At 69.7% G+C, this 9,312-nt stretch carries 9 protein-coding genes; 5 read left to right on the forward strand and 4 right to left on the reverse strand.

Annotation, left to right across the window (positions count from 1 at the left end; genetic code table 11):
• The coding region (gene dxs, locus Q0L11_RS06485; protein WP_296596164.1) for a 1-deoxy-D-xylulose-5-phosphate synthase at positions 1 to 1,697 on the forward strand (1,697 nt) is incomplete at its 5' end.
• Here the strand turns inward: dxs and Q0L11_RS06490 are convergent.
• On the reverse strand, positions 1,694 to 2,380 hold the full coding sequence (locus tag Q0L11_RS06490) for a DUF4328 domain-containing protein (RefSeq protein ID WP_296596166.1): 687 nt from the start codon (positions 2,378 to 2,380) through the stop codon (positions 1,694 to 1,696). The genes dxs and Q0L11_RS06490 overlap by 4 nt on opposite strands.
• Positions 2,381 to 2,521: 141 nt before the next feature.
• On the opposite strand from Q0L11_RS06490, the gene Q0L11_RS06495 reads away from it, so the two are divergent.
• The 4 genes from Q0L11_RS06495 (at position 2,522) to Q0L11_RS06510 (ending at position 6,609) form a co-directional block, all read left to right on the forward strand.
• Positions 2,522 to 3,832: an RsmB/NOP family class I SAM-dependent RNA methyltransferase gene (locus Q0L11_RS06495; RefSeq protein WP_296596167.1), complete on the forward strand. Its 1,311-nt coding sequence runs from the start codon at positions 2,522 to 2,524 to the stop codon at positions 3,830 to 3,832.
• Positions 3,833 to 3,863: 31 nt separating this feature from the next.
• On the forward strand, positions 3,864 to 4,826 hold the full coding sequence (locus Q0L11_RS06500; RefSeq protein WP_296596169.1) for a phosphoribosylaminoimidazolesuccinocarboxamide synthase: 963 nt from the start codon (positions 3,864 to 3,866) through the stop codon (positions 4,824 to 4,826).
• A gap of 242 nt (positions 4,827 to 5,068) precedes the next feature.
• Positions 5,069 to 5,878 (forward strand): helix-turn-helix transcriptional regulator, encoded by an 810-nt coding sequence (locus Q0L11_RS06505; protein ID WP_296596170.1) that lies wholly within the window; start codon positions 5,069 to 5,071, stop codon positions 5,876 to 5,878.
• Between the two features lie 104 nt (positions 5,879 to 5,982).
• The gene (locus tag Q0L11_RS06510) at positions 5,983 to 6,609 is read left to right on the forward strand and encodes a discoidin domain-containing protein (protein WP_296596171.1); all 627 of its coding nucleotides are present in this window, start codon (positions 5,983 to 5,985) and stop codon (positions 6,607 to 6,609) included.
• A gap of 42 nt (positions 6,610 to 6,651) precedes the next feature.
• Here Q0L11_RS06510 and Q0L11_RS06515 read toward each other — a convergent pair whose 3' ends face one another.
• From Q0L11_RS06515 to Q0L11_RS06525, 3 genes are all read right to left on the reverse strand, one after another.
• Positions 6,652 to 8,670, reverse strand: coding sequence for a YgiQ family radical SAM protein (locus Q0L11_RS06515; RefSeq protein ID WP_296596172.1), 2,019 nt, complete (start codon positions 8,668 to 8,670; stop codon positions 6,652 to 6,654).
• Positions 8,671 to 8,742: 72 nt separating this feature from the next.
• A complete protein-coding gene (locus tag Q0L11_RS06520; protein ID WP_296596173.1) occupies positions 8,743 to 9,195 on the reverse strand; it encodes a hypothetical protein in 453 nt (150 codons plus the stop codon).
• A gap of 7 nt (positions 9,196 to 9,202) precedes the next feature.
• Positions 9,203 to 9,312: flagellar basal body L-ring protein FlgH (locus tag Q0L11_RS06525; RefSeq protein WP_296596174.1), on the reverse strand; the 110-nt coding region annotated here is incomplete at its 5' end.

Here is a 9,312-nt window from a genome sequence, read left to right on the forward strand (position 1 = left end):
TCGGCCACCAGGCCTATCCGCACAAGATCCTCACCGGGCGGCGCGACCGCATCCGCACGCTGCGCCAGGGCGGCGGCTTGTCGGGCTTCACCAAGCGCAGCGAGAGCGAATACGACCCGTTCGGCGCGGCGCACGCCTCCACCTCGATCAGCGCGGCCCTGGGCTTCGCCGCCGCGCGCGACGCGCAGGGGCGGGACAACAAGGTGGTCGCCGTCATCGGCGACGGCTCGATGAGCGCGGGCATGGCCTACGAGGCCATGAACAACGCCTGCGCCACGACCAAGCAGCTCACCGTCATCCTCAACGACAACGACATGTCGATCGCCCCGCCGGTGGGGGGGATGAGCGCCTATTTTGCCCGGCTGGTCTCGGGCGGCGGCTACCAGTCGCTCCGCAACCTGGGCAAGGCGGTGTCGAAGGCGCTGCCCAAGCCGCTGCAGGAAGCGGCGCGGAAGGCCGAGGAATACGCCCGCGGCATGGTCACGGGCGGCACGTTCTTCGAGGAGCTGGGCTTCTACTACGTCGGGCCCATCGACGGGCACGACATGGACGCCCTGGTCCACGTGCTGCAGAACGCCCGCAAGATCGACGACCGGCCGGTGCTGGTCCACGTGGTGACGCAGAAGGGCAAGGGCTACGGCCCCGCCGAGAGCGCCGCCGACAAGTATCATGGCGTCGTGAAGTTCGACGTGATCACCGGCAAGCAGGCCAAGCCGACGCAGGCCGGTCCGCCGCAGTACACCAAGGTCTATGCCCAGGAGCTGATCAAGCACGCCGAGCGCGACGACAAGATTGTGGCGATCACCGCGGCCATGCCCTCCGGCACCGGCCTCGACCTGTTCGGCGCCAAGTTCCCCGACCGCACCTTTGACGTGGGCATCGCCGAGCAGCACGCGGTGACCTTCGCCGCGGGCCTGGCGGCCGACGGCATGAAGCCGTTCTGCACGATCTATTCGACGTTCCTGCAGCGGGGCTACGACCAGGTGGTCCACGACGTGGCGATCCAGGGCCTGCCGGTCCGCTTCGCCATCGACCGCGCCGGGCTGGTCGGCGCCGACGGGGCGACGCACGCGGGCTCGTTCGACATCGGCTTCCTGGGCGCGCTGCCCGGCATGGTGATGATGGCGCCGTCCGACGAGGCCGAGCTGGCCCACGCGGTGGCGACCGCCGTGGCCATCGACGACCGGCCCTCGGCCTTCCGCTACCCGCGCGGCGAGGGCGTGGGCGCCCAGATCCCGCTGCTGGCGGCGCCGTTCGAGATCGGCAAGGGCCGCATCGTGCGCGAGGGGACGGCCGTGGCCATCCTGTCGTTCGGCACGCGCCTGGGCGAGGCGCTGAAGGCGGCCGACCAACTCGCGGCGCGCGGCCTGTCGGCGACCGTCGCCGACGCCCGCTTCGCCAAGCCGCTGGACATCGACATGCTGCTGCGGCTGGCCCGCGAGCACGAGGCGCTGATCACGGTCGAAGAGGGCTCGGTGGGCGGCTTCGGCGCGTTCGTGCTGCACGCCCTGGCCGAGCACGGCGCCCTGGACCGCGGCCTGAAGGTGCGCACGCTGACGCTGCCCGACATCTTCCAGGACCACGACAAGCCCGAGGCCATGTACGCCCAGGCCGGCCTGGACGCCGAGGGCATCCTGCGCACAGCGCTCGGCGCCCTTGGCGTGGATAACGCCTCGGCGAAGGGGCGTCGGGCTTAAGGGGCGGCCACGGCCGGTTGTGAGGGCGTCGACGCAGCCGCGTCGGACTCATCGAACATCCCGAAATTGATCTGGGCCTGCTGGAGCGGGCTCAGTTGCTTGACCAGGCGCACGAAAAGCAGGTCGGCGGCGATGGAGACGGGCATCGCGATGAGGATCGCCGCGCTGTTCGTGGCGATATCGTCGGTGAAGCGGCTGACCATGTTGGCGATCGAGCCAAGAAAGGCGGACACCAGCCAGGCGGCCCACCACCAGCCGAGGAACTTGGGCTTGGGCGCGGTTCTCCAGGCTTGAGGCCGGGCGGTCGCCTGCCACGTCTCGCTCATCGCCTCGTACGGCTTCCAGAGGGATGCGATCGGGATGAAGTACCAGCCGATGGACCAGGGCGGCGATATGGTCAGGCCGCGCGCGAAGGCGTGGGCGTTTCGGTTGACCCGATAGATCCACTTCAGGGCGATAAATCCGCAGGCGAAGTACGACGCGAGGTAGAGAAGGCTGGACAAGCCCACGCCCAGATCGCTCGCGCGCAGGTCCTCCTCGACGAAGGCCTGCCCGGGGCCGGTCATCGCGTAGCCGTACGCAAGCGACAGCAGGACTTCGGCGACAATCTGGACGTAGACGGCAATCACAACGACGCGCCCGAGCTTCACCGGATCGATCGCCGTATAGCTTTTGACTGGCATGCTCGCGCCCTGTTGTACGTGTTTTGTTCACGTTAGATGCAAGCTTGGCCGTTGGCAATCTCAGATTGCGCGGGGGCGCGGCAGGATGGACGGCGGGCGGGAAGGGGGCTAGGTCCGCGCCTTTTCCGGAATGCGCCGTCCGTGAACTCCGCCGACCGCCTGCAAGATGCCCTCGAACTGATCGCCGAGGTCGAGCGCAATCCGCGTCCCGCCGACGCGGTCGTCTCGGCGTGGTTCCGGGCGCGGCGCGGCCTGCGCGACGCCGACCGGGGTGAGATTTCGGACCTGGTCTATGCGGTGCTGCGGGCCCACGCCCGCCTGGGCTGGTGGCTCGCGAAGTACGAGCGCGCGGCGACGCCGCGTAACCGCTTGCTGGCCTGGCTGGCGCTGGGGCGGGTCCGGACGCGCGAGCAGATCCAGGGCGCGTTCGCCCTGACCGAGGCCGAACGCCGCCTGCTGGGCAGCCTTCAGGGCGGGTCGCTGGACCATCCCGACATGCCGGAGGCGGTGCGGGCGGAATGCCCCGATTGGGCGGCCGAGCCGCTGCGCCAGCGGTTCGGCGACGACTTTCCGCGCGAGATGGCCGCCATGCTGGCGCCGCCACCGCTGGACCTGCGGGTCAATCCGCTGCGGGCCACGCGGGAGGCGGTGCTGGCCGAACTGCGCGCGCGGGGGCTGTCGGCGGAGGCGTGCGGGACGGCGCCCTTCGGCGTGCGCGTCGCGGAGCGGCCGTCGCTGGCCCGCCTGCCGATGCTGAAGACCGGCGAGGCGGAGATCCAGGACGAGGGCTCCCAGCTCGTGGCGATGCTGGTGGACGCCAAGGCCGGCGACCGGGTCGTGGACTTCTGCGCCGGCGCGGGCGGCAAGACGATGGCGATCGCCGCGCAGATGGCGAACAAGGGCATGGTGATCGCCTGCGACGTCGCGGAGGGGCGACTGAAGCGCGCGGCCGAGCGGTTCCGCGGCGCGGGGCTGCACAACATCCAGACGCGCCTGCTCAGCAGCGAGCGCGACAAGTGGGTGAAGCGGCACAAGGGCGGCTTCGACCGGGTGCTGGTGGACGCGCCATGCAGCGGGACCGGCACCTGGCGGCGGAACCCCGACGCGCGCTGGCGGGCGCAGGACACGGGGCTGGAGGCGCTGACGGCGCTGCAGGCGAGTATCCTCGACAGCGCCGCGCGGTTGGTGAAGCCCGGCGGGCGGCTGGTCTATGCCACCTGCTCGCTGTTGCCGCAGGAGAACGAGGCGCAGCTGGAGGCCTTCCTGGCGGCGCATCCGGAGTTCGCGGTCGTGCCGCTGCGCGAGGCGGCGCCGCAGATCACGGCCTCGGCGCATCCGGAGCACCTGTCGCTGACCCCGGCGCGCCACGGCACGGACGGCTTCTTCGCGGCGGTGATGGTTCGCGCGGCGACCGCCGCCAGCCCAGCCGCCGCGGAAGTCCGGGCGTCTTGACGCGGGCGGACCCGCCGCCAATACCGCGCGCATGCAGCCCGCCGCAACGCCCGTCCTGGCCGACGCCACCCTTCCCGAGTTTCCCAACCATTATCGGGGGAAGGTGCGGGACACCTACGCCCTGTCCGATGGGCGGCTCATCATCGTCGCCTCGGACCGGTTGAGCGCCTTCGACCGCATCCTGGCCGCCATCCCCTACAAGGGGCAAGTGCTGACTCAGACCGCGCGCTACTGGTTCGAGGAGACGGCGGACATCTGCCCCAACCACGTCCTGGAGTATCCGGACCCTAACGTGGTCGTCGGCCGGAAGCTGACCATCCTGCCGGTCGAGATCGTCGTGCGCGGCTATATGGCCGGGACGACCGGCACCTCGATCCTGACGCTTTACAAGCGCGGCGAACGGCAGATGTACGGCCACACGCTGCCGGAGGGCCTACGCGACAACGAGCGGCTGCCGCAGCCGATCATCACGCCCACCAGCAAGGCCTTCGACGCGGGCCACGACGAGCCGCTGACGCCGGACGAGATCCTGGCCCAACGGCTGCTGACCGCGGCGCAGTGGGAGACCGTATCGGCCTACGCCCTGACGCTGTTCGCGCGCGGCCAGGCGATGGCGGCCGAGCGTGGACTGATCCTGGTCGATACCAAGTACGAGTTCGGGGTGGACGCCGAAGGCCGGATCATCCTGGCCGACGAGATCCATACGCCGGACTCCAGCCGCTACTGGATGGCCGACAGCTATCCGGCCCGGTTCGCCGCGGGCGAGCGGCCGGACTCGTTCGACAAGGACTTCGTGCGCAGCTGGGTGGCGGCCCGGTGCGATCCCTACAACGATCCGATCCCGGAGATTCCGGCCGAGCTGATCGAGGGGACGTCGAAGGTCTATATCCAGGCGTTCGAGACGATCACCGGCCAGGCCTTCCAGCCACCGGAGCCCGAGGACGGCGACATCCTGGAGCGGATTCGGCGGAACCTGGCGCCTTACCGCCCCTGACGGTGGCGAGGGGCGCATGCCGCCTTCCGGGTGGGCGCATCCTGACCTTGTCCGGCTGACCCCCGCCCGCCACGGCGCGGACGGCTTCTTCGCGGCCGTGCTGGTGGGCGCGGCGGCGCCAACGCCCGGTTCCGGGGCGGATGCCGTGCCCGTGGACCGATGTGGAATTCCTAGCTTACCAAGCCCGCCGCAACCTGACAGGACGAGGCGGTCGTGTCCCCTGTCCGTCCGGAGCGGTCGCCGTGAGTTCCCAGTCCGTAGAGTTCGTCCACGCCCTCTGGGATGAGCTTTCCGACTTCGACGTCAGCCGGTGCGCGGAGGCTCTCGATCGACTGATGGCCCGCCTATGCGACCTTGGCGGCGTCTGGAACGCCACCTGGGCCGGGGCGATCCGGATGAGCCGCGAAGCTGAAGGCGACCTCCTGCGCGGGTGGCGTGTCGCGCAGGTGAGATCGCTGCATCCCCTGCCGCCGCCGGCTCACGACGGCCACTTCCAGGACATTCTTCGCCTGTGGGACCGCCGGGAGATCGACCCCTCCTTCCTGCTGCCGATGCGCGACGTCGGCGTTTTCCGCACCTATGGCCTGCGGCGGGACTTGCCGCCGGCGTGGTTCACGACGCCGTTCTACAAGAAGCATTACGGTGCGGTGGGGATCGTCGATGCCGCGTTCGTCGCCTTTCCGCTGAGCCCGGAATGCGAGTCGCATTTCGGCTTCTACAGTCGCAAGCCAATCGACGCGGAGGCGCTAGAGCGGCTCGCTTACGCGCTGCGCGGCATCAAGTGGTTCCATCGCCAGGTCCTGCTGAGCCATGGCCTGCTCCTGGCGTCCGCCCCCCTGACCGCGACGGAGCAGAAGGTGCTGCAACTGCTCCTCACCGACGCGCCGGAAAAGCACATCGCCCACCAGCTGGGACTGGCGGCGTCGACGACCCATCAGCATGTCGTGGCGATCTACCGGAAGTTTGGGATTCGGAGCCGAGCGGCGCTCATGAGCCTGTGGCTAAGTCCCCGGGTGGCCGGGGCGGCGGCGCTCGAACACCCCACTGTTTAGTCGGGATGACGCCGGCCCGACACTGACTTACCGCCCCAGTGCGCGTCAGCGCCGCGATCGCGTCGATCGGCGGGTCTCTGCGCATGTGAAGGGGGCGTTTGGGTATGAAGTCCAAGGCGGGCAAGTGGGCGAGCGGCGTGGTCGCCGCCCTCGCGGTGATGGGCTCGGCGGCGCCGGCGAGCGCAACGGTCGCGACGTCCATCAAGATCATCAGCGGCGCCGCCGGTGGCGACTGGCTCCAGATCGGCGAACTGCAGGTCTTCTCGGGCGGGGTCAACGTCGCCCTGGCGGCCAACGGCAGCCTTGTCTACGGGACGGGCAGCTACGACGCGTCCACGACGCCCGGCAAGGCGACCGACGGCAATATCAGCACGTCGTATCCGAATATCTATCATAGCGACGGCGCCGGGCCGACCGAATACCTGCTGGTCAAGTTCTCAAGCGCCTTCGATGTCAGCGACATCGTGATCTACGGTCGCAGCGATTGTTGCACCACGCGCAACCTGTTCACCTATCAACTCTACAACTTCGGACAGTACGGAGACATGCTGGTCGCCGAGGGTGGACTGGACGCGCGCAACGCGAACGCATCCGCCGCGGTCCGTCTGCCTACCGCGCCCGTGGCGGGCGTTCCCGAACCGGGAACCTGGGCGCTGATGATCGCCGGCTTCGGCGCCGCCGGCGCCGCCCTGCGGCGCAAGCGGCCGGCCGTCCGGCGGCCGGCCGCCTGATCCTCGCCGGCCTTTGCCACGACACCGGCCCGGCCGCGCCGCTTACTTCCGGAGCGGCACGCCCTTGGTGGTGAACTTCGTGCCGGGGTGGCGTTTCGGCCGCCCGGCGTGGGGACCGCCGCCGCCCGGCTGATGGGCGGGGATGAGCTGGTCGGGCCGGGGGCCGATAAGGTCGGCTCTGCCCATGGCCTTCAGCGCCTCGCGCAGGACCGGCCAGTTTTCGGGGTCATGGTAGCGCAGGAAGGCCTTGTGCAGGCGGCGCTGGCGCAGGCCCTTCACCGTCTCGACCTTCTCGCTGGCCCCGTGGCGCACGCCCTTCAGCGGATTGACGCCCGAGTGATACATCGCCGTGGCGGTGGCCATGGGGGAGGGCAGGAAGGTCTGCACCTGGTCGGCGCGGAAGTTGTTCTTCTTGAGCCAGAGCGCGAGGTTCATCATGTCCTCGTCCGTGGTGCCCGGGTGGGCGGCGATGAAGTACGGGATCAGGTGATACTTCTTGCCGGCCTTCTGGGCGGCGGCGTCGAACATCTCCTTGAACCGGTCGTAGGTCCCGATCCCCGGCTTCATCATCTTGTCGAGCGGGCCGTTCTCGGTGTGCTCGGGGGCGATCTTCAAGAGGCCGCCGACGTGGTGGGTGACCAGCTCCTGGACGTACTCGGGGCTCTCGACGGCCAGATCGTAGCGCACGCCCGAGGCCACCAGCGCCTTCTTCACGCCCTTCACCTCGCGCACCTTGCGATAGAGCCGGATCAGGTCGTCGTGGCTGGTGTTCAGGTTGGGGCAGATGCCCGGGAATACGCAGGACGGGCGGCGGCAGGCGGCCTCGACCTTCGGGTCCTTGCAGGCCATCCGGTACATGTTGGCGGTGGGGCCGCCGATGTCGGAGATGACGCCCGTGAAGCCCGGGGTCTTGTCGCGGATGTTCTCGATCTCCTGGAGGATCGACTCCTCGGAGCGGCTCTGGATGATCCGGCCCTCGTGCTCGGTGATCGAGCAGAAGGTGCAGCCGCCGAAACAGCCGCGCATGATCGTCACCGAGAAGCGGATCATCTCCCACGCGGGGATTTTGGCTTCCCCATAGGACGGGTGCGGCGCCCGTGCGTAGGGCAGGTCGTAGACCGCGTCCATTTCCTCGGTGCTGAGCGGGATCGGCGGCGGGTTCACCCACAGGTCGCGGTCGCCGTGGCGCTGGACGAGGGGGCGGGCGTTGCCGGGGTTGCTTTCGCGGTGCAGGACGCGGGAGGCGCGGGCGTAGGCCTCGGAGTCCTTCTCCACCTGCTCGTAGGAGGGCAGGCGGATGACCACGTCGCCGGGCTTCCGGGCCGCGCCCTCGTCGGCGCTGTCGAGGTCGTCGGCCGGCAGTTCCGTGTAGCCCTCGGGCGCCTTGCGGAAGAGGGCGACGCCGCGGACGTCGGAAAGGTCGCGCGGCGCCTCGCCGGCGGCGATGCGGTTGGCGACCTCGATCACCGCCCGCTCGGCGTTGCCGTACAGCAGCAGGTCGGCCTTGGCGTCGGCCAGCACCGAGCGGCGGATCTTCTCGGACCAGTAGTCGAAGTGCGCGATGCGGCGCAGCGACGCCTCGATGCCGCCCAGGATGATCGGGACGTCCTTGTAGGCCTCGCGGCAGCGCTGGGAATAGACGAGGGTGCAGCGGTCGGGTCGCTTCCCGCCCTCACCGCCGGGGGTATAGGCGTCGTCGCTGCGGATCCGGCGATCCGACGTGTAGCGGTTGACCATGGAGTCCATGTTGCCGCCGGTGACGCCGAAGAAGACGCGCGGTTTGCCCAGCGCCTTGAAGGGCTCGGCAGACTGCCAATCCGGCTGCGAGATGATGCCGACGCGGAAGCCCTGGGCCTCCAGCAGCCGGCCGATGATCGCCATGCCGAAGCTGGGATGGTCGACATAGGCGTCGCCGGTGACGAGGACGATGTCGCAGGCGTCCCAGCCCAGGACGTCCATCTCGGCGCGGCTCATCGGCAGGAACGGCGCGGCGCCGCCGGCGCCGGTCTTGCGGCAAACCCTCGAAATCAGGGGCGTTTCGGCGGGAGCCTGGTTGTCCATGAGCACCGGATAGGCGCGCGGGGCGGCGAACTCAACCGGCGAGAGGTCGCGGGCGGCCGGGCGCCTTCGCGATCAGCCCGCCTGACACAGCCGCAGGAAGTCGTGCGCCGGCGCGAAGGCGTTGGGCGCAGTCGTCTTCACCTGACCTTGGACGATGGTGAGATCGCCCGTATCGGCGAGGTGGACCAGCACGGGATCGGCCGCATTCAGGCGGGCCTGGATCCGCAGGGGCGCGTCCGGACCGTCCTCGGCGACGCCGGCGCCGCGGTAGCGGTTCCAGACCTTGCCGGAATGGAGCTCGATCGCCGCGCCGTCGCGGCGATATCCCACAAGCGTGAGGTCCACGGCGCCCGAGGCGGGTAGACAACTCAGGGTGACGGGGCGTGCGAGCGGCCCGTCGCTCAGCAGCACAAGGCGGGCTTCGCCGTCGGCGTCGTCGCGCGCCCATTCCAGGCCCGACGGAATCGAAGCGCAGCCGCCCATGAGGACGGCTGCGCCGAAGAGGATGGAGCCGAGGCGGCGCATAGCCGGCTTAGAACGGCGAGAAGCGTTCCAGCAGCGACTGGCCGGCCGGCGTCTTCTGGACGCGGCTGATGTCGCCGCGGCCGCCGTAGCTGATGCGGGCTTCCGCGATCTGGGTGT

The sequence above is a fragment of the Phenylobacterium sp. genome, from assembly GCF_024508875.1.
In the GTDB taxonomy this organism is placed as follows: domain Bacteria; phylum Pseudomonadota; class Alphaproteobacteria; order Caulobacterales; family Caulobacteraceae; genus Phenylobacterium.

Excerpts from the sequence above, each read along its gene's own strand:
- Q0L11_RS06490 (WP_296596166.1), bottom strand. The coding sequence starts at position 2,380 with ATGCCAGTCAAAAGCTATACGGCGATCGATCCGGTGAAGCTCGGGCGC.
- Q0L11_RS06500 (WP_296596169.1), top strand. The coding sequence starts at position 3,864 with ATGCAGCCCGCCGCAACGCCCGTCCTGGCCGACGCCACCCTTCCCGAG.
- Q0L11_RS06510 (WP_296596171.1), top strand. The coding sequence starts at position 5,983 with ATGAAGTCCAAGGCGGGCAAGTGGGCGAGCGGCGTGGTCGCCGCCCTC.
- Q0L11_RS06515 (WP_296596172.1), bottom strand. The coding sequence starts at position 8,670 with ATGGACAACCAGGCTCCCGCCGAAACGCCCCTGATTTCGAGGGTTTGC.
- Q0L11_RS06520 (WP_296596173.1), bottom strand. The coding sequence starts at position 9,195 with ATGCGCCGCCTCGGCTCCATCCTCTTCGGCGCAGCCGTCCTCATGGGC.